This window comes from Streptomyces sp. S07_1.15 (genome assembly GCF_020739505.1).
Taxonomy (GTDB): Bacteria; Actinomycetota; Actinomycetes; order Streptomycetales; family Streptomycetaceae; genus Streptomyces; species Streptomyces xinghaiensis.
Genome location: NZ_JAJBZK010000001.1, coordinates 2,036,479 through 2,062,207, shown reverse-complemented (window position 1 = coordinate 2,062,207; position 25,729 = coordinate 2,036,479). Strand labels below are relative to the sequence as shown.

The window sequence follows — 25,729 nt, the reverse complement described above, 5'->3', positions numbered from 1 at the left end:
GCGGCCGTGTGGTGGGAGCTCGTGGGCGACGGTACCGCGACCGGTGGCACCGGGCGTCCGGCCCACGATCCACCCCGGACCGGCCCGGACGGGGGCGGGCACCGCCGGCTGTGAGAGGACGGGAATGAAACCGACCGACAGCGCTGACTCGGCGTCAGGGGGACGCCGGGCCACCGCGCCCGCGCTGCTGCCGACGGCCACGGTCGCCGTGGCCGCGTGCGCGCTGGCCGCCGGCGTCTGCCGGGTGCTGCTGGGCGGGAGGGCACTGTTCCCCACCGGCGCCGCCGGCTGGTCCCTCGCGGTCCTCACCGGCATCATCGTGGGCCATCTCGTGGCGCTCGGCCGCGACCGCTGGTGGGGCGGCACCGGTTCCGGCGCCGCCCTCACCCTCGCCGTGCTGCTGCTCTACGGCTGGGTACCGGCCGTCCTCGTGAGCCTCGCCGTGGTCGTCCTGGTCAGCGCCGCCCGGCACCAGCGCTGGAGACAGGGGCTGCTCCACGGCTCCGTCGACATCCTCGGCATCGGAGCCGCCGCCCTGGTGCTCGCCGCCTTCGGCGTCTCCCCCTCGGTGGAACGGCCCTGGGAGCCCTCCGAGTGGGGCGTCCTCGTCCTGCCCGAACTCGTGCTGGCCGCCCTGAGCTACCTCCTGGTGACCCGCGTCCTCCTCTGGTACTGCCTGGCCCCCCGCACCCACGGCCTGCCCAGCGCCGCCCGGACGGCCCTCGTCCGGCAGGCGCTCGTCGGCGTTGCCCTGCTCGGCATCGCCCCGCTGATCTGCGTGGTCGCCGTCGAGATGCCCGTCCTCCTGCCGCTCTTCTCCGTTCCGCTGATCGCCCTCGACTCCACCCTGTGGATCGCCCGCGCCCGCGCCGAGGAACAGCTGCGCGACCCGCTCACCGGCCTGCCCAACCGTCAGTGGCTGCTGGAGCGCACCTGGTCCGCGCTGGACGATGCCGAGCGCGTCGGCGCCCGCGCCGCGCTGGTCCTGATCGACCTCGACCGCTTCCGCTCCGTCAACGACACCCTCGGCCACCTCGCGGGCGACCGGCTGCTGCTGCAGATCGCCGAGCGGCTCAAGCTCGCCCTGCCGCCCGGCGCCGAGGCCGCCCGCCTCGGCGGCGACGAGTTCGCCGTCCTGCTGCCCGTCGCCGACTCCACCACCAGCGCCCAGCGCACGGCCCGCCGGCTCGTCGGCGAACTCGGCTCGCCGCTCGACCTCGACGGGCTGACCCTCGTCCTGGAGGCCAGCGCCGGCGTCGCCGTCTTCCCCGACCACGCCCTGGACGCCGAGGACCTGCTGCGCCGCGCCGACGTGGCGATGTACCAGGCCAAGCGGGACCGCAGCGGCTGCGAGGTCTACGAGGCAAAACGTGACGGCAACACCCCCGACCGGCTGGGCCTCCTCGGCGATCTGCGCCGCGCCCTGGACGCGGGCGACGTCGAACTGCACTACCAGCCGAAGGTGGGCTTCGACGGCCGGGTGCGGGGGCTGGAGGCGCTGGTGCGCTGGGTGCACCCGGAGCGCGGCCGGGTCAGCCCCGACGAGTTCATCGCCATCGCCGAGTCCTCCGGCCTGATGCCCCATCTGACCGAGTACGTCCTGGAGACCGCCCTCCGCCAGGTCGCCGCCTGGCGCGGGAAGGGCCTCATGGTGCCGGTCGCCGTGAACGTCTCGCCGCGCGACGTGCACACCCCCGGCTTCGCCGGCTCGGTCGCCGCCCGGCTCGCCCGGCACGGCGTCCCCCCGTCCGCGCTCCAGCTGGAGATCACCGAGCACGTCCTGCTGGAGGACCCGCAGCGCGCCGCGGACACCCTGGCCGGGCTCACCGGGCACGGCGTCAAGATGTCCCTCGACGACTTCGGCACCGGCTACTCCTCGCTGGTGCACCTGCGCCGGCTGCCGGTCAGCGAGCTCAAGATCGACCGCTCCTTCGTGGCCCGGCTCGCCGTCGACAACGAGGACGCCGAGATCGTGCGCTGCACCGTCGACCTCGCCCACTCCCTCGGCCTGCTCGTCGTCGCCGAGGGCGTGGAGGACGACGAGACCTGGGAGCGGCTGCGGGACCTCGGCTGCGACGCCGTGCAGGGCTGGCTGGTCGCCGCCGCGATGCCGCCGGACGAGACCACGGCCTGGCTGCGGCTGCGGGGCGAGAGCGGCTGGCAGCGCGGCGAGCCCACCGTCCGCCCCGAGCCGGTCCGCCCGGAGCTGCCGGTACGGCCCGAGTCCTCCCTCCGCGCGGAGCCGCCCGCCCGCAGGGAACCGGCCCGCCCGGAGCCGCGCCACGACCCCGCCCGCCCCGAGCCGCGCCACGACCCCTCACGCCCCGAACCGGCGCGCCCCGAGCCGCACCGTACGGAACCGGCCCGCCCGGAGTCCCTCCGCCCCGAACTCGCCGCGGCCTCGGCTCCCTCGCCCACCCCGGAACGGACCGAGTGCCCCCGCCCGGCGCAGGGCCTCGGCCGCCCGGCCGGCAGGAGTGCGCCGCCGGAGGGCTCCGACCGCCCCTCGGAACAACGGGTCACCTGACGCACCGGCCGGCGGGCCACCGACGGCACCGGCCACCGGCTGCCCGGCCGCCCACCCGGGATGCCCTGCCGAACCCGCACCGCGGGCACCGTCCGGCGGCCCGCGCCAAGGGGTTTCGCCCCGGACCCGCCGACCGCCATAGGATTGGGCGGATAACCCACACACCAAACCCTGAGGATCGCTGAATGCCTGGCATCACGCGCGAGGAGGTCGCCCACCTCGCCCGGCTGTCACGTCTTGAGCTGAAGGACGAAGAACTCGACCACTTCGCCGGACAGCTCGACGTGATCATCGGCGCGGTCGCCCGCGTTTCCGATGTTGCCGACGAGGATGTACCGCCGACCTCGCACCCCCTGCCGCTGACGAACGTCATGCGCGCCGACGAGGTCCGCCCGTCACTCACCCCCGAGCAGGCGCTCTCCGGAGCCCCCGCGCAGGAGCAGCAGCGTTTCAAGGTGCCGCAGATCCTGGGGGAGGACTGACCATGACCGACCCGACCAGGCTGACCGCGGCGGAGACCGCGGCCGCCATCGCCTCCGGCACCCTCACCGCCGTCGAGGTGGCCGAGGCCCATCTGGCCCGGATCGAGGCCGTCGACGAGAAGGTGAACGCCTTCCTCCACGTCGACCGCGAGGGCGCGCTGGCCCGGGCCCGCGCCGTCGACGAGAAGCGCGAGCGCGGCGAGGAACTCGGCCCGCTGGCCGGCGTCCCGCTGGCGCTCAAGGACATCTTCACCACCGAGGGCGTCCCCACCACCGTCGGCTCCAGGATCCTGGAGGGCTGGCTGCCGCCGTACGACGCGACGCTGGTGAAGCGCCTGCAGGACGCGGACATCGTCGTCCTCGGCAAGGCCAACATGGACGAGTTCGCGATGGGCTCCTCCACCGAGAACAGCGCCTACGGCCCCACCGGCAACCCCTGGGACCTCACCCGGATCCCCGGCGGCTCCGGCGGCGGCTCCGCGGCCGCGCTCGCCGCGTACGAGGCCCCGCTGGCCATCGGCACGGACACCGGCGGCTCCATCCGCCAGCCCGCCGCGATGACCGGCACCGTCGGCGTCAAACCGACCTACGGCGCCGTCTCCCGCTACGGCATGGTGGCCTTCTCCTCCTCCCTCGACCAGGGCGGCCCCTGCGCCCGCACGGTCCTGGACGCGGCCCTGCTGCACGAGGCGATCGCCGGGCACGACCCGCTCGACTCGACGTCCATCGACCGGCCGGTCCCGCCGGTGGTCGAGGCCGCCCGCAGCGCCGATGTGAAGGGCCTGCGGGTCGGCGTCGTCAAGGAGTTCGCGGGCGAGGGCTACCAGGCCGGCGTGATGCAGCGCTTCACGGAGTCCGTGGAGCTGCTGCGCGAGCTGGGCGCCGAGGTCACCGAGATCTCCTGCCCCTCCTTCGACAAGGCGCTCGCCGCGTACTACCTGATCGCCCCCTCGGAGTGCTCGTCGAACCTGGCCCGCTTCGACGCCATGCGCTACGGCCTGCGCGTCGGCGACGACGGCACCCGCTCCGCCGAGGAGGTCACCGCCCTCACCCGTGAGGCCGGTTTCGGCGCCGAGGTGAAGCGCCGCATCATGCTCGGCACCTACGCGCTCAGCTCCGGCTACTACGACGCGTACTACGGCTCCGCGCAGAAGGTCCGCACCCTCATCACGCGGGACTTCGAGAAGGCGTTCGAGCAGGTCGACGTGCTGGTCTCGCCGACCTCCCCGACCACCGCCTTCCCGATCGGCGAGCGGGCCGACGACCCGATGGCCATGTACCTCGCCGACCTGTGCACCATCCCGACGAACCTGGCCGGCAACGCCGCCATGTCCCTGCCCTGCGGCCTGGCGCCGGAGGACGGGCTCCCCGTGGGCCTGCAGATCATCGCGCCCGCCATGGCCGACGACCGGCTCTACCGGGTCGGTGCCGCGGTCGAGGCCGCGCTCACCGCCCGCTGGGGGCACCCGCTGCTGGAGGAGGCACCCGCACTATGAGCAGTTTCTCCAAGGCCAAGGGCTTCAAGAAGTCCCGGGCCGGTACCTATCTGTCCATCGGCACCACACTCTTCGGCGCCGTGAGCGTGCTGAAGCAGGTGAAGACCGCCCGGAGCGAGAACGACACACTCATGCTCGCCGACGCGGTGGTCTCCGCCGCCGCCATCGTCACCGGTGTGGCCGTCCTCGTCCGCGAGCTGCGCCGCCTCGGCGACGACGACGTCCTGCTGGGCTGAGAGGGAAGAGTCCGTGACCGTCACTGAACTGGTGTCGTACGAGGACGCCCTCGCGTCCTACGACCCCGTCATGGGCCTGGAGGTCCATGTCGAGCTCGGCACCGCCACCAAGATGTTCTGCGGGTGCTCCACCGCCCTGGGCGCCGAGCCCAACACGCAGACCTGCCCGACCTGCCTCGGCCTGCCCGGCTCGCTGCCCGTCGTCAACGCGACCGGCGTCGAGTCGGCCATCCGGATCGGCCTCGCGCTCCACTGCGAGATCGCCCCCTGGTGCCGCTTCGCCCGGAAGAACTACTTCTATCCGGACATGCCGAAGAACTTCCAGACCTCCCAGTACGACGAGCCGATCGCCTTCAACGGCTACCTGGACGTCGAACTGGAGGACGGCGAGGTCTTCCAGGTGGAGATCGAGCGCGCCCACATGGAGGAGGACACCGGCAAGTCCCTCCACGTCGGCGGCGCGACCGGCCGCATCCACGGCGCCGTGCACTCCCTCCTCGACTACAACCGGGCCGGCATCCCGCTGATCGAGATCGTCACCAAGCCGATCGAGGGCGCCGGCGCGCGGGCCCCCGAGGTCGCCAAGGCCTACGTCGCCGAGCTGCGCGAGCTCATCCGGGCCCTCGGCGTCTCCGAGGCCCGGATGGAGATGGGCCAGATGCGCTGCGACGTCAACCTGTCGCTGCGCCCGCACGGCACCGGGACCTTCGGCACCCGCTCCGAGACGAAGAACGTCAACTCGCTGCGCAGCGTCGAGCGGGCCGCCCGGTTCGAGATCCAGCGGCACGCCGCCGTGCTCTCCACCGGCGGCACGATCGTCCAGGAGACCCGCCACTTCCACGAGGACGACGGCTCCACGACCCCCGGCCGGGTCAAGGAGGAGGCGGAGGACTACCGCTACTTCCCCGAGCCCGACCTGGTGCCGATCGCCCCGGCGAAGGAGTGGATCGAGGAGCTGCGGGCCGGCCTGCCCGAGCTGCCGCGGCTGCGGCGGCAGCGGCTCAAGGCCGAGTGGGGCCTGAACGACCACGAGATGCGGTCGGTGCTCAACGCCGGCGCGATCGGGCCGATCCTCGCCACGATCGAGGCGGGCGCCCCGGCCGACCAGGCCCGCAAGTGGTGGATGGGCGAGCTGGCGCGCCGGGCCAACGAGGACGGCGTCGAGCTGACGGCCCTGCCGATCACCCCGGAGCAGGTCGCCCGGGTCTCGGCGCTCGTCGCGGAGGGCTCGCTCAACGACAAGCTGGCCCGCCAGGTCATCGAGGGCGTGCTGGCCGGTGAGGGCGACCCGGACACGGTCGTCGAGAAGCGCGGCCTGAAGGTCGTCTCGGACGAGGGCGCGCTCGGCGCGGCGGTCGACGAGGCCATCGCGGGCAACGCGGCCATCGCCGACAAGATCCGCGGCGGCAAGGTCGCGGCGGCGGGCGCGCTGGTCGGCGCGGTCATGAAGGCCACCCGGGGCCAGGCGGACGCGGCGCGGGTCCGCGAGCTGATCCTGGAACGGCTGGCTCCGCAGGACTGACGGGTCCGGCCCGGGCCGGGTCCTGCCCGGCGGCGTCCGGTGAGGGGCGGTTCTCCCGAGGGGGGCCGCCCCTCCGTCGTGCGCCCCCCGTGGCGTGTTCCCTGGTCGGAGCCGTGTGACCCGGTTCACCGCAGCCCTGTGAGTTCCCGCACAGAGGCCCTGTTGATCTCCCTCTCCTGTGAGAGTGGAAAACGCCCATCCAGTGCTCTTTGGGGTGTTATCCGCTCCGATCGGCGCTGTCCCCGCACCCAGGGAGTTCCTCCACATGGCCGCTCTGGCCCGCTGGTGCATCCGGCGCCGTCTCGTCGTCATCCTGCTCTGGCTGCTCGCCCTCGGGGGGGCGGCCGTCGCCTCCACCCTGGCCGGCTCCGCCTTCACGGACGACTACGAGATCCCCGGCACCGAATCCGGACGGGCCGCGGCCCTGATGGAGAAGAACTTCCCCGGACAGGGCGGTGACCGCGCCACCGTGGTCTGGCACACCGACCGCGGGACCGTACGGGCCGAGGCGGTCGAGGAGCGGATGACCGCGACCCTCGACGAGATCGCCGGCCTCCCCGGCGTCACCTCCGTCAGCGGTCCCTACGGTCCCGCCGACACCGGCCGGATCAGCGCCGACGGCCGCACCGCCTATGCCACCGTCGCCTTCGACGCCGCCTCCGGCGAGACCGGAGCGGCACAGGCCGAGCGGCTCGTGGCCACCGCCGAGGCCGCCGAGGCCCCCCGGCCCGCCGAGGCCGCCGGATCCGGCGGAGCCGCCGGGGACTCCGGGGCCGTGGAGGAGAGCGGACTGCGGGTCGAGACCGGCGGCTCCGCCATCGCCAAGCCCGGCGAGACCGGCGGCCACACCGCCGAGTTCGTCGGACTGGCCGTGGCCGCCGTCGTCCTCCTCCTGGCCTTCGGCTCGCTCGCCGCGATGGCCCTGCCCCTGGCGACCGCCCTGGTCAGCGTGGGCACCGGCTATCTCGGCATCGGCCTCCTCGGCCATCTGATGCCGGTCGCCGACTTCGCCCCCATGCTGGGGCTGCTCGTCGGCCTCGGCGTGGGCATCGACTACGCGCTGTTCATCGTCACCCGGCACCGCCGCGGCCTGCGCCGGGGCCTGTCCGTCACCGAGTCCGCGACCCGGGCGGTCGCCACCTCCGGGCGCGCCGTCGTCTTCGCGGGCGGCACGGTCTTCATCGCGCTGCTCGGCATGCTCGTCCTGCGGCTGGAGTTCCTCAACGGCGTCGCGGTCGCCGCCTCGCTGACCGTCCTGCTCGCCGTGGCCGCCTCCGTCACCCTGCTGCCGGCCCTGCTGAAGCTGATCGGCCACCGGGCGCTGAGCCGCCGCGAGCGCCGCCGGCTCGCCGAGCACGGCCCCGAGCCCGAGCAGGCCACCGGGTTCGCCGTCCGCTGGTCGGCCTTCGTGGAGCGGCACCCGCGGATCCTCGGCGCCGTGGCGGTCGCCGTCATGGCGGTCCTCGCGCTGCCCGCCCTCGGCCTCCACCTCGGCACCTCCGACCAGGGCAACCACCCGGCCGGCTCCACCACCCGGCAGGCGTACGACCTGCTCGCCGACGGCTTCGGCCCCGGCACCAACGGCCCGCTGACCCTGGTCTCCGAGATCGGCGGCCCCGCCGACCGGGCCGCCTTCGACAAGCTGCCCGGCGAGCTGCGGGCCACCGACGGCGTCGCCGCCGTCACCGGCGCGACCACCGACCGCGACGGCGGCACGGGCGTCATCACCGTCGTCCCCGAGACCTCCCCGCAGGACACCGCCACCTCCGAACTCGTCGAGCGGCTCCGCGGCGACGTGCTGCCCGAGGCCCAGGACGGCACCGGCCTGCGCACCCACGTCGGCGGCCCCACCGCCGGCTACGACGACTTCGCCTCCGTCATCACCGCCAAGCTGCCGCTCTTCATCGGCACCGTCATCGCCTCCGGCAGCCTGCTGCTGCTCCTCGCCTTCCGCAGCGTCGGCATACCGCTGAAGGCCGCGCTGATGAACGTCATGGCCGTCACCTCGTCCCTGGGGATCGTCACCGCGGTCTTCCAGTGGGGCTGGGGGAGCGAGCTGCTGGGCCTCGGCGCCGGGGGGCCGATCGAGCCCTTCCTGCCGGTGATCATGGTCTCGGTGCTCTTCGGGCTCTCCATGGACTACCAGGTCTTCCTGGTCAGCCGGATGTACGAGGAGTGGCGCCGGACCGGGGACAACCGCCGCTCGGTCCGGGTCGGGCTCGCCGAGACCAGCCGGGTGATCAACTCCGCCGCCGTCATCATGATCGCCGTCTTCGGGGCCTTCGTCCTCACCGGCGACCGGATCATCGCGATGTTCGGCATCGGTCTGGCCGCGGCCGTCGCCCTCGACGCCTTCATCCTGCGCACCCTGCTGGTGCCGGCGCTGATGCACCTGCTCGGCGGCGTCAACTGGTGGCTGCCGCGGTGGCTGGACCGGCTGCTGCCCCGGATCAGCATCGAGGCACCGGACGACGAGGAACACGTGGAGGACGGGGCGCACGAGCCGGAGGGGCCGGAAGGGCCGGAGGGCCCGGGCGGTCCGGGCGAGGACGGGCCCCGGCGGCCCGACGAGCCGCGGGGCCCCGGCACACCGGAGACCCCGCCGGTGCCGGAACCGGGCATCCCCGGCCCGCGGCGCCCCGCCGACACGGCCGTTCCCGTACCGGCCGGGAGAACCTCGGTGGCCACCCGGCCCGCCGCACCCGGCACGATGCCCTAGGCGGAGGCCGGGGCCGCGTCCGCCGGGGCGGAGGGACCACGCGGCCTAAGGCCCCCGTCCCGGCGAAGATCGGGCAGCGTCCCGATGCGGGAGGGCTCCCCGGAGCACGAGGGTGGAGGCACACCACCGAACCCTCGAACGGGGAGCCACGCATGTTCGACTACGAACTCCACCGGATCCAGCAGGCGGAACTGCTCCGGGAGGCCGCCGAGCGCCGGCTCGTCCGGCAGGTCCTCAGCGCCCGCCGCTCCGCCCGCCGGGCCGCGCGCCGCTCCGGCCGTCCCGGCGGCGACCGGGACGCCCCCTCCCCGGGCGGCGGGCGCCCGGCCGCGTCCGGCACCCGGCGGCCGGGCGGATCCGGCCCCGCCCACCGCGCCTGACCGGTGCCCCGGCGAGAAAAGCGGTGCCCCGATGTCGGACCCCGGTGCGATGCTGTACGGCGTGGAAGTCACCGCCATCAGCCCCGTGTTCGTCGGCCGCGCCGGCGAACTGGGCACGCTCACCGGCGCGCTCTCCCGTGCCGCCGCGGGAGAACCGCAGACCCTCCTCGTCGGCGGTGAGGCCGGAGTGGGCAAGACGCGGCTGCTGGAGGAGTTCCTCACCCTCGCCCGGCGGGAGGGAGCCGTCACCGCCGTGGGGGGCTGTCTCGAACTGGGCGCGGACGGACTGCCGTTCGCGCCCTTCGCCACGGCTCTGCGCGCCCTCCACCGGCAGCTCGGCGCCGATCTCGAACGGGCCGCCGCCGGCCGGGAGCCCGACCTCGCGCGGCTCCTCCCCGACATGGCGCCGCCCGAGCCCCCGCCCGCCCCCGGTGCGCACGGCGGCAGCCCCCACCCGAACGGCGCCCACGCCGCCGGGTACGGCACCGGAGCCCGGGAGAGCCACGACCAGGAGGGCCGCGCCCGGCTGTTCGAGGTCACCGCCCAGCTCCTGGAGCGGCTCGCGGCCGACCGCACCCTGGTCGTCGTCATCGAGGACCTGCACTGGGCCGACCGCTCCACCCGCGAACTGCTCGGCTATCTCTTCCGCTCCCTCCAGAGCTCCCGGCTCGTCCTGCTCGCCAGCTACCGCGCCGACGACATCCACCGCCGCCATCCGCTGCGCCCCTTCATCGCCGAGCAGGACCGGCTGCGCACCGTCCGCCGCATCGAACTCCCCCGGCTCAGCCGTGAGGAGGTGCGCCGCCAGCTCACCGGCATCCGCGGCAGCGAACCGGACCGCCGCCTCGCCGACGAGATCTTCGAGCGCTCCGAGGGCAACCCGTTCTTCGTCGAGGAGCTGGCCACCAGCGACTACGCCTCCTGCGGCCTCAGCGACTCGCTGCGCGACCTGCTGCTGGTCCGGGTCGAGGCGCTGCCCGAACCAGCCCAGCGCATCGTCCGCACCGCGGCCCGCAACACCACCGTCGAGTACGCCCTGCTCGCCGCCGTGACGGGCGCGGACGACGACGAGCTGATCGAGGCCCTGCGCGTCGCCGTGGGGGCCAACGTCCTGGTCCCCACGGACGAGGGCGACGGCTACCGCTTCCGGCACGCCCTGCTGCGCGAAGCGATCCTCGACGATCTGCTGCCCGGCGAGCGCTCCCGCCTCAGCCGCCGGTACGCCGAGGCGCTGGAGGCCGACCCCTCGCTGGTGCGGGCCGAGGAGCGGGCCGCCCGGCTCGCCGGCTACTGGTACCGGGCGCACGAACCGGCCAAGGCCCTGCCCGCGGTGCTCGCCGCGGCCGGCGAGGCCCGCCGCCGGCACGCGTACGCCGAGAAGCTGAAGCTGCTGGAACGGGCCATGGAGCTGTGGGACGAGGTCCCGCCCGAGCAGCGGGAACAGCTGCCGGAGCTCGGGTACCCCGAGTCCTACCCCGCCTGCGGCTGCGAACCGGAGCGGCCCGGCTGCCACCCGCACTTCCTCGACCTGCTCGCCGAGGCCGTGGTGGCGGCCCGGTGGGACGAATCCCTGGAACGCGCCCTGACCCTCGCGAAGAAGGCGCTGAAGCTGGTCGACGAGCGGCAGGACCCGGTCCGGGCCGCCTGGTTCTGGATGCAGCGTTCCAAGCTGATGACGGGCATGGGCCGCGGGGACGGCTGGGCCGAGATCGCCCGGGCCCAGGAGCTGGTCCGCGGCCTGCCGCCGTCCGCCGTGCACGCCGACGTCCTGGCGCTCGCCGCCACCTGGCACAGCATGCACGTCTCCGGCACCGACACCCTGCCGCTGGCCGAGCGTGCCGTGGAGCTGGCCGGGCTGGTGGGCGCCGAGGAGGTGCGGCTCTCCGGCCGGGTGACGCTCGCCTGGCTGCGGGCCGGCGCCGGCGAGGAGGAACGGGGCATCGCCGAGATGTACGCCGTCCGCGAGGAGGTGGACCGGCGCCCCTTCCCCCGGGTACTGGGGCGGGTGCACGGCAATCTCGTCGACCTGCTGCACAAGGCGGGTCGTTCGGCGGAGGCCGTGGAGGCGGCCCGGCAGGGTATCGCCGTACTGCACCGGCACGGCCTGCACAACGCCGCCGCCTTCACGGCGGGCAACCTCGCCGAGGCGCTGCTGGCCCTGGGCGAGTGGGACGAGGCCGCCGCCGTGCTCGACGAGTACCGCGGCCGGGTCCACAGCTCCCGTTCGCTCGCCTCGATCGCGCTGCACGATGCCGGTCTCGCCCTGGACCGGGGCGCGTACGACCGGGTGCCCGGACTCATCGCCGCCTGCCGCTCCCACCTCGGCCGGAACGACATGGAGCCGCAGTACGAACTGCCGCTCGCCGAGGCCGAGATACGCCGGGCGGCGGCCGCCGGGCGGTTCGGCGAGGCCCGCGCCGCGCTCGACTGCGCGCTCAGCCTGCTGCCCCTGCTCGGCCAGGAGCCGTACGTCTGGCAGCTCCTGGTGGCCGGTGCCGCGATGGCCGCCGACAGCCGCGGGCTGCCCGGCACCGACGAGGCGGTCCACCGGGAGCTGGTCGAGCGGCTGCGGCTCTCCGCCCGGGGCGTCGCGCACCGCTCACCGCTCTGGGCCGCCTGGTCCCGGAGGTTCGACGCCGAACTGGCCCGTGCCCGGGGGCGGCACGCCCCCGCCCTCTGGGAGGAGGCGGTGCGGGCCTTCGAGCCGTACGGCTATCCGTATGTCTCCGCCTGTCTGGGGTTCCGCTGGGCCGAGGCGCTCCTCGGCTCCACCGGTCCCCACGAGGGCACCGGCGGGAAGGGACAGCGGGGGGACGGCCCCGGCCGGCAGGTGCGCGAGGAGCGCCGCGAGGAGGCCCGGAGGACAGCCGCCGGCCTGCTGGCGCGGGCGCACGCCACCGCGCTGCGGCTCGGCGCCCGCCCGCTCCGCGAGGATGTCGCCGTGCTCGCCCGCCGGGCCCGGCTCACCCTGCCCGGCGCCGGACCGGAGGCCCCGGCGGAAGCCGCCGTCCCCGCCCCCCGGGAAGCGTGCGACCCGGCCGGCGAGCTGGGGCTGACCCCACGGGAGCGGGACGTCCTGCGGCTGGTGACGGCGGGGCACAGCAACCGTGCGATAGCCGGCGAGCTGTTCATCTCCCCGAAGACCGTCAGCGTCCACGTGTCGAACATCCTGGCCAAGCTCGGGGTGTCCGGGCGCGGGGAGGCGGCGGCCTTCGCCCACCGGACGCGGATGTTCGCGGAGCCCGATCCGGAACACGCGCGCTGAGGCCCCGGGCCCGTGAGCCCGGCCCGGCGGACGCGGCGGGCCCGGAGGATGGGCGGACGCGGGCGGGGACGAGGCAGGGCCGGCCGGGCCTGCCGAACCGGCCGCGGCTCAGGCAGTACCGCTCCGGGGCGGCCGGATCAGCACGCGTCCGGAGGCCAGGTCCACCGGCCCCCGGCCCGGATCGGAGTCCCCGGCGTCCTGGACGACCAGTTCGAGGCGGTTGCGCTCCTCCTCGGTGTGCGCCCGGCCGGGCGTGAACAGCTCTTCGAGGGCGTTGAACATCAGCGCCTCCCCATCGTCGGTCCCGCTCGGAGTGTCCCGCCCGGGAGTCCGCCCCGCGGTGACCGACCCAGCCCCGCCGCGCGCCCCCCGCGATCTACCGCCCGTACGGCCCTCGCCGGCACGCCCGGGCGGGCGCCCGGGGGACCACCGCCGGGAGTCCCGGTGAACCGCTGGGCGTCCAGGAGCCCGGGAGCGGCCGGGGAGGGCCCGGCGCGGTACGCGGCCCGGTGGCCACGGGAGCCCACGGTACTGCCGGGGACCGTCAGGAGACCTCCAGCCGGAGGATCCGGTCGTCGTTCTCCCCCGGGGAGCCCCGGCCGTCGGTCTCGCTGGTCACCAGCCACAGATCACCGTCGTCCGTGGCGACGACCGTCCGCAGCCGGCCGTACTCACCGGCCAGGAAATCCTGCGGCTCGGCCACCGGGCGGGTGCCGTCCAGCGGAATCCGCCAGAGCCGCTCGCCCCGGAGGCCCGCCATCCAGACCGAGCCCTTGGCCACGGCGATACCGCTCGGCGAGGCCTCCTCGGGCCTCCACTGCTCGACGGGCTGGGTGAAGCGCTCCCCGCCCCCCTTGCCCTCCACCTCGGGCCAGCCGTAGTTCTTCCCCGCCTCGATGAGATTGAGCTCGTCCCAGGTGTTCTGGCCGAACTCGGAGGCCCAGAGCCGCTTCTCCGCGTCCCACGCCAGCCCCTGCACATTGCGGTGGCCCCAGGAGTACACGGCCGAGCCGGGATCCGGATTGCCGCGCGCCGGCTCCCCGTCCGGGGTCATCCGCAGGATCTTGCCGCCGGGTGAGTCCTTGTCCTGCGAGAGACCCTCCTCGCCGCTCTCCCCGGTGCCGGCCCAGAGCATCCCGTCCGGGCCGAAGGCGATCCGGCCGCCGTTGTGGACCACCCCCTTGGGGATGCCCTTGAAGACCGTGTCCGGAGCACCGAGTTGGCGGCCCTCGGGCTTGTCCGGGGAGTAGAGCATCCGCACGATCCGGTTGTCCGAGGCGGTGGTGAGATACGCGTACACCATCTCCCCCTCCTTCGGCACGGCGATACCGAGCAGTCCGCCCTCGCCCGCCGCGGCCACCCCGGGCACCGTGCCGATCTCGGTCTTCTCCCCGCTGTCCGCGGCGATCCGGAAGATCTTGCCGGTGTCGCGGGAGGACACCAGCAGGTCGCCGCCGGGCAGCGGTGCCAGCCCCCACGGGGTGTCCAGGTCCTCCGCCACGGTCTCCACCACCTTCACGGACCCTTTCGCCGGGGGTGGGGAGGAGGACGAGGAGGGAGCGGTGGACCGGTCGCCGGGGGAGGCCGAGGGCGGGCCCGTACGGCCGTCCGGGCCGCCGTCCTCGGAGGAGCAGCCGGCGGTGAACACCAGCGCGGCCGCGGCCAGCGCGGCGGATACGGTCACAGCGGGACGTCGGCGCACAGCTCGCGGTCCTCTCCGTTCGGGTCCGGTACGGCGGGGCGGGTCCACCGCACACCTGCTCAACCGCCTCGCGCCCCCTCAGGTTCCCCGCCGGAGCGGACCGTAACGCCGGGCCGCCGCCCGTACCGCCGCTGTCCGTACCGGAACCGGGCGGCCGCCGGAGCCTGCCCCGCCCGTTCAGTCCTCCCAGGACCCCTGCGCGGCCGGCAGCTCCGCGATCTCCGCCAGGTCCCGTTCCGTGAGCGCCAGTTGGGCGGCGGACGCGTTCTCCAGCGCCCAGCGCTCCTTCTTGGTGCCCGGCAGCGCCACCACATGGCGGCCCCGGGTCAGTGTCCAGGCCAGCGCCACCTGGGCCGGGGTGGCCCCGTGCCGGGCGGCCACCCGGCGCAGTCCCGCCACGATCGGCTGGTTGGCGGCCATCATCTCCGCCGTGAACCGCGGGTGCCGGGCCCGTACGTCGTCCGGCTCGAAGCCCTCACCGGGCGTCAGGGTGCCGGTGAGGTAACCGTTCCCCAGCGGCATCGCCGCGATGAAACCGATGCCGCGCGCCTCGCACCAGGGCACCAGTGTGGCGAGCGCCTCCCGCGACCACACCGAGAGTTCGGCCTCCACGGCGCTCACCGGGAACACCTGCTGCACCCGCTCCAGCTGCCGCAGCGTCGTGTCGTGCATCCCGGGCGCCTCCGCGGCCCCCCGGGCCCCGGCCCCGGTCCCGGCCCCGGCGGTCCCCGGGACGGCCGGCGCCCCCTGGACGCCGGTGCCGCCGCGCTCCCGGCGGCGGGCCCGCTGCCCGCGCCACTCCGGCCGGCGCGGGGCCCGCGCCCCCACGGCGCACAGCCCCAGCGCCCGGACCTTCCCGGCGGAGACCAGCTCGGCCATCGCGCCCCAGGTCTCCTCCACCGGAACCTCGGGATCCGCCCGGTGCAGCTGGTAGAGGTCGATCACCTCGGTCTGCAGCCGCCGCAGCGAGGCGTCGCACGCCCGCTTCACGTACGAGGGGCGGCCGTTGGCGACGATGTGCTGCTCGCCCACCAGCAGCCCGCACTTGGTGGACACGAAGGCGTCCGCACGCCGCTCCTTCAGCACCCGCCCCACCAGCAGCTCGTTGGTGAACGGCCCGTACATGTCGGCGGTGTCGAGGAGGGTGCAGCCGCGGTCGAGGGCGGCGTGCACGGCGCGCAGCGAACTCTCCCCGTTCTGCTGGGAGGCGGTGTAACCCCAGCTCATCGGCATGCACCCGAGCCCCACGGACCCCACCGAGAGCGCCCCCGCGCCGATCGTCCTGCGCTCCACCTGGTTCCGCACCCCTCCTGGGCCCCGCGAGGCCCGCCCCCGACCGGGAGGGGCCGTGGTCCGTCTGCCGTGGCCAGGGGCCGACCGCCCCCGCAGCACAGTAACCTCTGGCGTCAGGGCGCCGTCGCCTAGGCTCCTGGCCATGACTTCCGACGTGTGGCTGCCCGTACCGCCCGCCGAGATCGACGGACTTCCCGGGGACTTCACCTATCTCCACTGGGAGGGCGAGGCCGCCTTCCCCGGCGACCCGGCCCGCTGCGTCTTCTACGGCGTCCCGTACATGAAGAGCGCGGAGACCTGCGTCCGGCCGCTGAAGGAGATGACCTCCCTCCGGGTCGTCCAGACGCTGACCGCGGGCACCGACCACGTCCTGCCGGCCCTGCCCGGACTGCCGCCCGGCACCCTGCTGTGCAACGCCCGCGGGGTGCACGAGGCGAGTACGGCCGAACTGGCGCTCACGCTCACCCTGGCCTCGCTGCGCGGCATCCCCTCCTTCGTCCGGGCCCAGGACGCGGGGGAGTGGCGCACCGGATTCCGCCCGGCGCTCGCCGACAAGCATGTGCTGATCGTCGGTTACGGGTCCATCGGCAGCGCCGTCGAGGACCGGCTCACGCCCTTCGAGTGTGCGCGGGTGACACGCGTCGCGCGCTCCGCCCGCACCACCACGCGCGGTCCCGTGCATCCGATGGAGAGACTGCCAGAACTGCTCCCCGAGGCCGATGTGGTGATCCTGGTCACCCCCCTCACCGACGAGACCCGCGGTCTGGCGGACGCGGGATTCCTGGCTCGGATGAAGGACGGCGCGCTGCTCGTGAACGTCGGCCGGGGCCCCGTCGTCGACACCGGCGCCCTGCTGGCCGAAACCTCCTCCGGACGGCTGTCCGCCGCCCTGGACGTCACCGACCCCGAACCGCTGCCCGCAGGTCATCCGCTGTGGCACGCCCCCGGAGTGCTCATCACCCCGCATGTCGGCGGGCCGACCTCCGCCTTCCTGCCCCGCGCCGAGCGGCTGCTGCGGGCCCAGTTGGAGAGGTTCGCCGCGGCCGAGCCGCTGGAGAACGTGGTGGCCGAGGCGTGAGGGCCGCGCCGGCCGGGGCGGGCCGGGGGGAGGCGCGTGCGAACACGATGTGCTTCCGTTCGAGCGCGGAGTGTACTTGACAGCATTCAAGTTGTCACGCTGCGTAGGTAACCTATGTCGCTGCGTGACGGGTCTGGTGTATCGTCCCGTCCGGGGACCGTGCCGCGGACCGAACCACGGCACGGCGAAGGACCGTGACTCAAGGGGGGCGACGGCGATGCGCGGCCGATGGAAGAGCGAGACGACGGGGACCGGATGCCGGCGGCGACCGGTTCCGCAGGCCCCCGTGCGCAGACCGAAACGGCGGACCGCACCGCCGCGGGCGGTCCGGTGAGCGCCCAGGGGGCGGTGGTCCCGCGGCGCGCGGCCACCGGCTTCCGGCGAAGCCTCCTCCCCCAACTCCTGCTGGCCGCCGCCTGCGCGGGCTACACCGCGGGCGCGGCCCTCGGCTGGGGCTCCCGGACCGTCGCCCTGATCATGGGGGACTTCGGGCTCAGCGCCGCGGCCCTCGCCGCCGCCGTGTCCTGCTTCGCCTACGCCCGCGTCCGCCCCTGCCAGCGCCCGGCCTGGCTGCTGTTCGCGCTCTCCTCGTCGATGGCCGCCGCCGGGAACTTCGTCTGGGGCTGGTACGAGGTGGTGCTGCGCACGCCGGTGCCCGAGCCGTCCGCCGCGGACTTCTGCTTCCTGCTCTTCGCGCCGCCCGCCATCATCGGCCTGCTGGTCCTGGCCAAACGGCCCGTGACCCGTGCCCGCTGGGTCTGCCTGGGCCTGGACGCCTGGCTCATCGGCGGTTCGCTGCTCACCCTCTCCTGGAGCCTCGCGCTGGCGCACACCGCGGACGGGCGGGGCGACGGCGTGGCGCAGACCGCGCTCTCCCTCGCCTACCCGCTGCTCGACATCGCGCTGGTGAGCATGGTGCTGGTGCTGCACTTCCGGCGGTCGTCCGCGAACCGCAGCGCGATCAACACCGCCATCGCCGCCCTCGCGCTGACCGTGCTGTGCGACGCGCTCTTCACCTCCCCGCTCTTCCGCGAGGAGTACCGCTCCGGGCAGCTGCTGGACGCCGGCTGGTTCGCCGGCTCCCCGCTGCTCGCGTACGCCCCCTGGGTCGGCCGGCGGGACCGGGCCGAGGAGGAGCGCGAGCGCCGGACCCACGCGGCCGTACGGGACGGGTCCGTCCCGTACCCGGGCGGGCTGCCCATCGCCGGTTCGCTGGCCGCCCTGACGCCGTACCTCGCCGCCGCCGTGTGCACCCTGGGCATCCTGCACACCGTGATCGACGGCGGCCGGGTCGACCGGGTCGTGATCTTCACGGCCTGCACGGTGGTCCTGGCCCTCGTGGTGCGGCAGGGCATCATGCTGATGGACAACATCACCCTCACTCAGGAACTGGCCTACCAGGAGAGCCACTTCCGCTCCCTGGTGCAGGGCTCCAGCGATGTCATCATGATCGCCACCCCGAGCGGCACCCTGCGCTACGTCAGCCCGGCCGCCGCCGGCGTCTACGGCATCGAGCCGGAGGAGCTGGTCGGCTCCCGGCTGTCCTCGCTGATCCACCCGGAGGACGCCGACGGCGTCATGCGGGAGGTCGGCCGCCTGCTCTCCGCGCCCCCGGAGAGCGAGCCCACCACCCGGATCGAGTGCCGCTTCCGCGCCGGCGGTCCGCGGGCCGCCGGCGGCCCCTGGCTCAACGTCGAGTCCACCGTCAACCGGCACGAGGACGGTCTGATCTTCAACAGCCGCGATGTGACCGAACGGGTCCGCCTCCAGGCGCAGTTGCGGCACAGCGCCGAGCACGACCCGCTCACCGACCTCCCCAACCGGGCCCTCTTCACCGAACGGGTCCGCCGCGCGCTCGGCGGCCGGCGCAGCACGGACCCCGGCACCGCCGTCCTCTTCATCGACCTCGACGGCTTCAAGGCCGTCAACGACACCATCGGCCACCAGGCCGGCGACGAGCTGCTCATCCACGCCGCCCGCCGGCTCCGGGAGTCCGTGCGCGCCGGGGACACGGCCGCCCGGCTCGGCGGCGACGAGTTCGCCGCCCTGATCCTCGGCGACGGCTGCCGGGACCGCGCCGACTGCGAGTTCCGCATCCACGAGATCGCCGACCGGCTCCGCGTCGCCCTCTCCGAGCCCTACCGGGTCGCGGGCACCGAGGTGCGGGTCGCCGCCAGCATCGGCGTCGCCTTCGCCGATCCCGGCATCACGCCCGGCGCGCTGATGCGCAACGCCGACCTCGCGATGTACCGGGCCAAGGCCGCGGGCAAGGACCGGGTCGAGCTGTACGCCCCGGAGATGCAGGCCGAGGTGGTCCGCCGGGCCGAACTCGCCGGCCGGCTGCGCGCCGCGCTCGACGACGGCGAGTTCGCCCTCCTCCACCAGCCCGTGGTGGAGCTGGGCGGCGGCCGGCTCACCGCCCTCGCCGCCCAGGCCCGCTGGCGCTCCGCCCAGGGCATCCTCTTCACCCCCGCGGAGTTCCTCCGGGTCTCGGAGGCGGGCGCCGCCAAGGGCGGCGACCGCGGTGCCGAACTGGGGCGCTGGATGCTGGAGCACGCGGTGGAGCAGGCCGCCGCACGGCACCGCGCCGGATACGCCGTCCCGGTCTGCGTCCGGCTGTCCGCCCGCCGGCTCATGGACCGCACGATGCCTCTCGGCACCGTCGAGGCCCTGCTCAACCGGCACGGCCTGCCCTCGGGCGGGCTGGTCCTGGAGCTCTCCGGCAGCGACCCCAAGATCCCGCTGGACGAGCTGGAGCGCCGCCTCACGGGACTCCGCCGGCTCGGCGTGCGTGTCGCCCTCGACGCCTTCGGCGGCGGCTACGCGGCCATCGACGCCCTCCGCCGGCTGCCGGTGGACATCCTCCGGCTCGACCGCGGGCTGGTCGAGAGCGTGGTGGAGTCCGCCCGTGTCCACAAGATCACCACCGGGCTGCTGCGGATCGCCGCGGACCTCGGGGTGGAGACCGTGGCGGACGGGGTGGACCGGCCCGACCAGGTGGTGGCGCTCCGCTCCATGGGCTGCACCCACGGCCAGGGCATGGCCTTCTCCGGCCCGCTCGACGAGTACCGGCTGCGCCGGGCCCTCAGCCGCGGCGGTTATCCCGTGCCGCACGCGGGCGGGGTGCGGGAGGCCGTCCTGGCCGGGAGCGCACCGCCGCTGCTGGTCCCCGATGCCCGCGAGGCGCTGCCCCGGCACGCCCTGGGCGGTGAGACCTGGGAGGCGGCCCGGGACACGGTGTCCGGTGCGGTGCTGCCCGGACCGGCGCTGCCCGGTCCGGCGCTGCGCTCGAATAGTGAGACGTCGGTCCCACCCACTTGACACCCCTACCGGGCCGGGGAGAAAGTCGGAGCCATGCGCACCCGAATTTTCGTACTTGGACAGCGCGTCGGCTGAAGCAGGTCCTCACACGCCCTGCTGAACACACCGGCGCGCTCCCCTCGCTTGCCTCACGGCACGGGGGGTTTTTTGTTGCACCGGTGACCACAAACCCACACAGAACCATCTCTGAAAGAGAATGCCGATGACCGAGCAGGCATCCGGGGCCCCGCACCCGCAGCCACGGGCCCGTAGCGGTGGACACACGTCCGCCACCGTCGAGAAGGACGTCACGGGCGCGCAGTCCCTCATCCGCTCTCTCGAGGAAGTCGGCGCCGACACCGTCTTCGGCATTCCGGGTGGTGCGATCCTCCCCGCCTACGACCCGCTGATGGATTCGTCCAAGGTCCGTCACGTGCTGGTCCGCCACGAGCAGGGCGCCGGTCACGCGGCCACCGGCTATGCGCAGGCCACCGGCAAGGTGGGCGTCTGCATGGCGACCTCCGGTCCGGGGGCGACGAACCTGGTCACGCCGATCGCCGACGCCCACATGGACTCCGTCCCGATGGTCGCGATCACCGGCCAGGTCGCCTCCCGGGCGATCGGTACGGACGCCTTCCAGGAGGCGGACATCTGCGGCATCACCATGCCGATCACCAAGCACAACTTCCTGGTCACCGACGCCGCCGAGATCCCCCGCACGATCGCCGAGGCGTTCCACATCGCGGCCAGCGGCCGGCCCGGGCCGGTCCTGGTCGACATCGCCAAGGACGCGCTGCAGGCGAAGACCACCTTCACCTGGCCCCCGGCGGTCGACCTGCCCGGCTACCGCCCCGTCACCAAGCCGCACGCCAAGCAGATCCGGGAGGCGGCCAAGCTCATCACCCAGGCGCGGCGCCCGGTGCTGTACGTCGGCGGCGGTGTGATGAAGGCGCGGGCCACGGCCGAGCTGCGGGTGCTCGCCGAGCTCACCGGCGCCCCGGTCACCACCACCCTGATGGCGCTCGGCTCGTTCCCCGACAGCCACCCGCTCCACGTCGGCATGCCCGGCATGCACGGCTCGGTCACCGCCGTCACCGCGCTGCAGAAGGCCGACCTGATCGTCGCCCTCGGCGCCCGCTTCGACGACCGCGTCACCGGCAAGCTGGACTCCTTCGCCCCCTTCGCCAAGATCGTGCACGCGGACATCGACCCGGCCGAGATCGGCAAGAACCGGACGGCCGACGTCCCGATCGTCGGCGACGCCCGCGAGGTCATCGCCGACCTGGTCGTCGCGGTCCAGGCCGAGCACGACGAGGGCCGCAAGGGCGACTACCGCGACTGGTGGGACAGCCTCAACCGCTGGCGCGAGACCTACCCGCTCGGCTACGACCTGCCGGAGGACGGCACCCTCTCCCCGCAGCAGGTCATCCAGCGCATCGGCGAGCTCGCCCCGGACAATACGGTCTACGCGGCGGGCGTCGGCCAGCACCAGATGTGGGCCTCCCACTTCATCAAGTACGAGAAGCCGGCCACCTGGCTCAACTCCGGCGGCGCCGGGACCATGGGCTACGCCGTCCCGGCCGCCATGGGCGCCAAGGCGGGCCGGCCCGAGGCCACCGTGTGGGCGATCGACGGCGACGGCTGCTTCCAGATGACCAATCAGGAACTGGCCACCTGCGCGCTGAACAACATCCCGATCAAGGTCGCGATCATCAACAACGGCGCCCTGGGCATGGTCCGCCAGTGGCAGACCCTCTTCTACAACCAGCGCTACTCCAACACCGTGCTGCACTCCGGCCCCGTCCCGGCCGGCGAGACCCCGGCCGCCTCCCAGGGCACCCGGGTCCCCGACTTCGTGAAGCTCTCCGAGGCCATGGGCTGCGTCGGACTGCGCTGCGAGGACCCGGAGCAGCTGGACGCGGTCATCGAGAAGGCCAACTCCATCAACGACCGCCCCGTGGTCGTGGACTTCATCGTCCACGAGGACGCGATGGTCTGGCCCATGGTCGCGGCCGGCACCTCGAACGACGAGGTCATGGCGGCGCGCGGCGTCCGCCCCGACTTCGGCGACAACGAAGACGACTGAGCCCCGGACGCGAGACGCGAAGAAGAAGAGAGACCCAGTCCCATGACCAAGCACACGCTCTCCGTCCTGGTGGAGAACACCCCCGGCATCCTGGCCCGGATCGCCGCGCTGTTCTCCCGCCGCGGGTTCAACATCGACTCGCTGGCCGTCGGTGTCACCGAGCACCCCGACATCTCCCGGATCACCATCGTGGTGAACGTCGAGTCGCTGCCGCTGGAGCAGGTCACCAAGCAGCTCAACAAGCTCGTCAACGTGCTGAAGATCGTTGAACTGGAGCCCGGTTCCGCCGTTCAGCGGGAACTCGTTCTGGTGAAGGTCCGCGCCGACAACGAGACCCGCTCCCAGATCATCGAGATCGTCCAGCTCTTCCGCGCCAAGACCGTCGACGTCTCCCCGGAGGCCGTCACCATCGAGGCCACCGGCGGCAGCGACAAGCTGGAGGCCATGCTCAAGATGCTGGAGCCCTACGGCATCAAGGAACTGGTCCAGTCCGGCACCATCGCCATCGGCCGCGGCGCCCGCTCCATCACCGACCGGTCGCTGCGCGCGCTCGACCGATCCGCATAGCGAGACCCCCCGACCATCCGCCGCCCACCGGCATACGGTGGGGCGCACACTGCGGTTTCCCCGTGAGGGAACGCGAGACGATCAAGGAGATACCCGAAGTGGCCGAGCTGTTCTACGACGACGACGCCGACCTCTCCATCATCCAGGGACGCAAGGTCGCGGTCCTGGGGTACGGCAGCCAGGGCCACGCCCACGCGCTGTCGCTGCGCGACTCGGGCGTCGACGTCCGCGTCGGCCTGCCCGAGGGCTCCAAGTCCCGCGCCAAGGCCGAGGAGCAGGGGCTGCGCGTGGTGACCCCCGCGGAGGCCGCCGCCGAGGCCGACGTCATCATGATCCTGGTCCCGGACCCGATCCAGTCCAAGGTCTACGAGGAGTCGGTCAAGGAGAACCTCAAGGACGGCGACGCCCTGTTCTTCGGGCACGGCTTCAACATCCGCTTCGGCTTCATCAAGCCCCCGGCCGGCGTCGACGTCTGCATGGTCGCCCCGAAGGGCCCGGGCCACCTCGTCCGCCGCCAGTACGAGGAGGGCCGCGGCGTGCCGTGCATCGCGGCCGTCGAGCAGGACGCCACCGGCAACGCCTTCGCGCTCGCCCTGTCCTACGCCAAGGGCATCGGCGGCACCCGCGCCGGCGTCATCAAGACGACCTTCACCGAGGAGACCGAGACCGACCTCTTCGGCGAGCAGGCCGTGCTCTGCGGCGGCGCCTCCGCGCTCGTCAAGGCGGGCTTCGAGACCCTGGTCGAGGCCGGCTACCAGCCGGAGATCGCCTACTTCGAGTGCCTGCACGAGCTGAAGCTCATCGTGGACCTCATGTACGAGGGCGGCCTGGAGAAGATGCGCTGGTCGGTCTCCGAGACCGCCGAGTGGGGCGACTACGTCACCGGCCCGCGCATCATCAACGACAACACCAAGGCCGAGATGAAGAAGGTCCTGGCCGAGATCCAGGACGGCACCTTCGCCAAGACCTGGATGGACGAGTACCACTCCGGTCTCCCGAAGTACAACGAGTACAAGAAGGCCGACGCCGGCCACAAGCTGGAGACCACCGGCAAGGAGCTCCGCAAGCTGATGAGCTGGGTCGACGACAAGGCGTGACGCCGCCCCGGCGCGGTGCGCCGGCGGGTGCGGGCCCGAGCCGCGGCCCCGCCCGCCGGAGGCACCGGTTCCGGGCGGGGCCCCGGGACCGCGGCCCCCTCCGGAACCCGTCCGGTCCCCCGGGAAACCGGGTCCTCCGGACGGGCGCCGTCAAACGCGCCACAAGACCGTTCCGGAGAAGGCAGACTCCTTCCCGGGATCTTTCGTGGAGGCGCGGGGCGCGTCCCCGTACGCGGATACACTGCAAGAACAAGCGCGTCAGGCTCACAGCGTCGTGCGTCTTCCACGCGGCTGCCCTTCACCGCCTTCGGCCGCCGGGACGGCCGTCCGTCAAGGACTAGTGAGGACTGAGGACCACGTGAGCCCGAAACCTGTCGTACTGATCGCTGAGGAGCTGTCGCCGGCCACGGTCGACGCACTCGGACCCGATTTCGAGATCCGGCACTGCAACGGCGCCGACCGCGGCGAGCTGCTCTCCGCCATCGCCGAGGTGGACGCCATCCTCGTCCGCAGCGCCACCAAGGTGGACGCCGAGGCCATCGCCGCCGCGCGGAAGCTGAAGGTCGTCGCCCGCGCCGGGGTGGGCCTGGACAACGTCGACGTCTCCGCCGCCACCAAGGCCGGCGTCATGGTCGTCAACGCCCCCACCTCCAACATCGTCACCGCCGCCGAGCTCGCCTGCGGTCTGATCGTCGCCACCGCGCGCAACATCCCGCAGGCCAACACCGCCCTCAAGAACGGCGAGTGGAAGCGGAGCAAGTACACCGGCGTCGAGCTCTCCGAGAAGACCCTCGGCGTGGTCGGCCTCGGCCGGATCGGGGTGCTGGTCGCCCAGCGGATGTCGGCCTTCGGGATGAAGATCGTCGCGTACGACCCCTACGTCCAGCCGGCCCGCGCCGCGCAGATGGGCGTCAAGCTGCTGACGCTGGACGAGCTGCTGGAGGTCTCGGACTTCATCACCGTCCACCTGCCGAAGACCCCGGAGACCCTCGGGCTCATCGGTGACGAGGCGCTGCACAAGGTCAAGCCCGAGGTGCGGATCGTCAACGCGGCCCGCGGCGGCATCGTCGACGAGACCGCGCTGGCCAGCGCCCTCAAGGAGGGCCGGGTCGCGGCCGCCGGCCTGGACGTCTTCGCCAAGGAGCCCTGCACGGACTCCCCGCTCTTCGAGTTCGACAACGTCGTGGCCACCCCGCACCTGGGCGCCTCCACCGGCGAGGCCCAGGAGAAGGCGGGCATCTCGGTGGCCCGTTCGGTGCGGCTGGCCCTCGCGGGCGAGCTGGTCCCGGACGCGGTCAACGTCCAGGGCGGCGTGATCGCCGAGGACGTCCGCCCGGGTCTGCCGCTGGCCGAGCGGCTGGGCCGGATCTTCACCGCCCTGGCGGGCGAGGTGGCCGTCCGGCTCGACGTCGAGGTGTACGGCGAGATCACCCAGCACGATGTGAAGGTGCTGGAACTCTCCGCCGTCAAGGGCGTCTTCGAGGACGTCGTCGACGAGACGGTCTCCTACGTCAACGCGCCGCTGTTCGCGCAGGAGCGCGGTGTCGAGGTCCGGCTCACCACCGGCTCGGAGTCCCCGGACCACCGCAATGTGGTGACGGTGCGCGGCACCCTCACCGACGGCGAGGAGATCTCGGTCTCCGGCACCCTGGCGGGCCCCAAGCACCTCCAGAAGATCGTCGCGGTCGGGGAGCACGACGTCGAGGTGGCGCTCGCCGACCACATGCTGTTCCTGCGGTACGCCGACCGCCCCGGTGTCGTCGGCACCCTCGGCCGCATCCTGGGCGAGGCCGGTTTGAACATCGCCGGTATGCAGGTCTCGCGGGCCGCCCAGGGCGGTGAGGCGCTCGCCGTCCTCACCGTGGACGACGACATCCCGCAGTCCGTGCTGACCGAGATCGCCGAGGAGATCGGCGCCACCTCGGCCCGCGCGGTCAACCTCGCGGACTGACCCGGCGGGTTCCGCCCCGGGGCTGTGA

At 73.7% G+C, this 25,729-nt stretch carries 17 protein-coding genes; 14 read left to right on the top strand and 3 right to left on the bottom strand.

The features are described 5' to 3' along the window. Positions 1-124: 124 nt before the first annotated feature. The 8 genes from LIX60_RS08680 (at position 125) to LIX60_RS31730 (ending at position 12,627) form a co-directional block, all read left to right on the top strand. Positions 125-2,527: a bifunctional diguanylate cyclase/phosphodiesterase gene (locus LIX60_RS08680; protein ID WP_227957931.1), complete on the top strand. Its 2,403-nt coding sequence runs from the start codon at positions 125-127 to the stop codon at positions 2,525-2,527. Positions 2,528-2,712: 185 nt separating this feature from the next. After that, entirely contained in the window at positions 2,713-3,009 is a 297-nt protein-coding gene (gene gatC / locus LIX60_RS08675) for an Asp-tRNA(Asn)/Glu-tRNA(Gln) amidotransferase subunit GatC (protein ID WP_019709903.1), read from the top strand. Positions 3,010-3,011: 2 nt separating this feature from the next. Continuing rightward, entirely contained in the window at positions 3,012-4,505 is a 1,494-nt protein-coding gene (gene gatA / locus LIX60_RS08670; RefSeq protein WP_043459781.1) for an Asp-tRNA(Asn)/Glu-tRNA(Gln) amidotransferase subunit GatA, read from the top strand. Beyond that, positions 4,502-4,741, top strand: coding sequence for a hypothetical protein (locus LIX60_RS08665; RefSeq protein ID WP_125626507.1), 240 nt, complete (start codon positions 4,502-4,504; stop codon positions 4,739-4,741). Before gatA ends, LIX60_RS08665 begins: the two co-directional genes overlap by 4 nt. 13 nt (positions 4,742-4,754) lie before the next feature. Beyond that, positions 4,755-6,263: an Asp-tRNA(Asn)/Glu-tRNA(Gln) amidotransferase subunit GatB gene (gene gatB / locus LIX60_RS08660; protein WP_227957930.1), complete on the top strand. Its 1,509-nt coding sequence runs from the start codon at positions 4,755-4,757 to the stop codon at positions 6,261-6,263. Between the two features lie 265 nt (positions 6,264-6,528). After that, positions 6,529-8,982 (top strand): MMPL family transporter, encoded by a 2,454-nt coding sequence (locus LIX60_RS08655; protein ID WP_227957929.1) that lies wholly within the window; start codon positions 6,529-6,531, stop codon positions 8,980-8,982. 152 nt (positions 8,983-9,134) lie between these two features. Next, positions 9,135-9,362 (top strand): hypothetical protein, encoded by a 228-nt coding sequence (locus LIX60_RS08650; RefSeq protein WP_227957928.1) that lies wholly within the window; start codon positions 9,135-9,137, stop codon positions 9,360-9,362. Between the two features lie 31 nt (positions 9,363-9,393). Beyond that, the gene (locus LIX60_RS31730; protein WP_308101123.1) at positions 9,394-12,627 is read left to right on the top strand and encodes an AAA family ATPase; all 3,234 of its coding nucleotides are present in this window, start codon (positions 9,394-9,396) and stop codon (positions 12,625-12,627) included. A 108-nt stretch (positions 12,628-12,735) separates the two neighbouring features. On the opposite strand, the gene LIX60_RS08635 is transcribed toward LIX60_RS31730, so the two are convergent. The 3 genes from LIX60_RS08635 to LIX60_RS08625 form a co-directional block, all read right to left on the bottom strand. Next, positions 12,736-12,909: a DUF6191 domain-containing protein gene (locus LIX60_RS08635; protein WP_019706272.1), complete on the bottom strand. Its 174-nt coding sequence runs from the start codon at positions 12,907-12,909 to the stop codon at positions 12,736-12,738. 262 nt (positions 12,910-13,171) lie between these two features. Next, a complete protein-coding gene (locus LIX60_RS08630) occupies positions 13,172-14,311 on the bottom strand; it encodes a sorbosone dehydrogenase family protein (protein WP_227957927.1) in 1,140 nt (379 codons plus the stop codon). A 195-nt stretch (positions 14,312-14,506) separates the two neighbouring features. Continuing rightward, entirely contained in the window at positions 14,507-15,622 is a 1,116-nt protein-coding gene (locus LIX60_RS08625) for an aldo/keto reductase (protein WP_227962675.1), read from the bottom strand. Positions 15,623-15,764: 142 nt separating this feature from the next. On the opposite strand from LIX60_RS08625, the gene LIX60_RS08620 reads away from it, so the two are divergent. From LIX60_RS08620 to serA, 6 genes are all read left to right on the top strand, one after another. After that, on the top strand, positions 15,765-16,700 hold the full coding sequence (locus LIX60_RS08620; protein WP_227957926.1) for a 2-hydroxyacid dehydrogenase: 936 nt from the start codon (positions 15,765-15,767) through the stop codon (positions 16,698-16,700). 330 nt (positions 16,701-17,030) lie between these two features. Then, positions 17,031-20,021 carry a putative bifunctional diguanylate cyclase/phosphodiesterase gene (locus LIX60_RS08615; RefSeq protein ID WP_374117967.1) on the top strand — a complete coding sequence of 997 codons (2,991 nt, stop codon included), beginning with the start codon at positions 17,031-17,033 and terminating at the stop codon, positions 20,019-20,021. A gap of 196 nt (positions 20,022-20,217) precedes the next feature. After that, complete coding sequence (locus tag LIX60_RS08610) at positions 20,218-22,086, top strand: acetolactate synthase large subunit (RefSeq protein ID WP_227957924.1); 1,869 nt, start codon at positions 20,218-20,220, stop codon at positions 22,084-22,086. A gap of 42 nt (positions 22,087-22,128) precedes the next feature. Continuing rightward, positions 22,129-22,653, top strand: a complete 525-nt coding sequence (gene ilvN, locus LIX60_RS08605; protein WP_019709893.1) for an acetolactate synthase small subunit — start codon at positions 22,129-22,131, stop codon at positions 22,651-22,653. A 98-nt stretch (positions 22,654-22,751) separates the two neighbouring features. Beyond that, a complete protein-coding gene (ilvC, locus tag LIX60_RS08600) occupies positions 22,752-23,750 on the top strand; it encodes a ketol-acid reductoisomerase (protein ID WP_019709892.1) in 999 nt (332 codons plus the stop codon). 358 nt (positions 23,751-24,108) lie between these two features. Further along, entirely contained in the window at positions 24,109-25,701 is a 1,593-nt protein-coding gene (gene serA, locus LIX60_RS08595) for a phosphoglycerate dehydrogenase (RefSeq protein WP_227957923.1), read from the top strand. Positions 25,702-25,729 lie beyond the last annotated feature (28 nt).

What these genes read in the sequence shown, in the direction of transcription:
- LIX60_RS08680 (WP_227957931.1), top strand. Translation starts at nt 125, where the DNA reads ATGAAACCGACCGACAGCGCTGACTCGGCGTCAGGGGGACGCCGGGCC.
- gatC (WP_019709903.1), top strand. Translation starts at nt 2,713, where the DNA reads ATGCCTGGCATCACGCGCGAGGAGGTCGCCCACCTCGCCCGGCTGTCA.
- gatA (WP_043459781.1), top strand. Translation starts at nt 3,012, where the DNA reads ATGACCGACCCGACCAGGCTGACCGCGGCGGAGACCGCGGCCGCCATC.
- LIX60_RS08665 (WP_125626507.1), top strand. Translation starts at nt 4,502, where the DNA reads ATGAGCAGTTTCTCCAAGGCCAAGGGCTTCAAGAAGTCCCGGGCCGGT.
- LIX60_RS08655 (WP_227957929.1), top strand. Translation starts at nt 6,529, where the DNA reads ATGGCCGCTCTGGCCCGCTGGTGCATCCGGCGCCGTCTCGTCGTCATC.
- LIX60_RS08650 (WP_227957928.1), top strand. Translation starts at nt 9,135, where the DNA reads ATGTTCGACTACGAACTCCACCGGATCCAGCAGGCGGAACTGCTCCGG.
- LIX60_RS31730 (WP_308101123.1), top strand. Translation starts at nt 9,394, where the DNA reads ATGTCGGACCCCGGTGCGATGCTGTACGGCGTGGAAGTCACCGCCATC.
- LIX60_RS08635 (WP_019706272.1), bottom strand. Translation starts at nt 12,909, where the DNA reads ATGTTCAACGCCCTCGAAGAGCTGTTCACGCCCGGCCGGGCGCACACC.
- LIX60_RS08620 (WP_227957926.1), top strand. Translation starts at nt 15,765, where the DNA reads ATGACTTCCGACGTGTGGCTGCCCGTACCGCCCGCCGAGATCGACGGA.
- LIX60_RS08610 (WP_227957924.1), top strand. Translation starts at nt 20,218, where the DNA reads ATGCCGATGACCGAGCAGGCATCCGGGGCCCCGCACCCGCAGCCACGG.
- ilvN (WP_019709893.1), top strand. Translation starts at nt 22,129, where the DNA reads ATGACCAAGCACACGCTCTCCGTCCTGGTGGAGAACACCCCCGGCATC.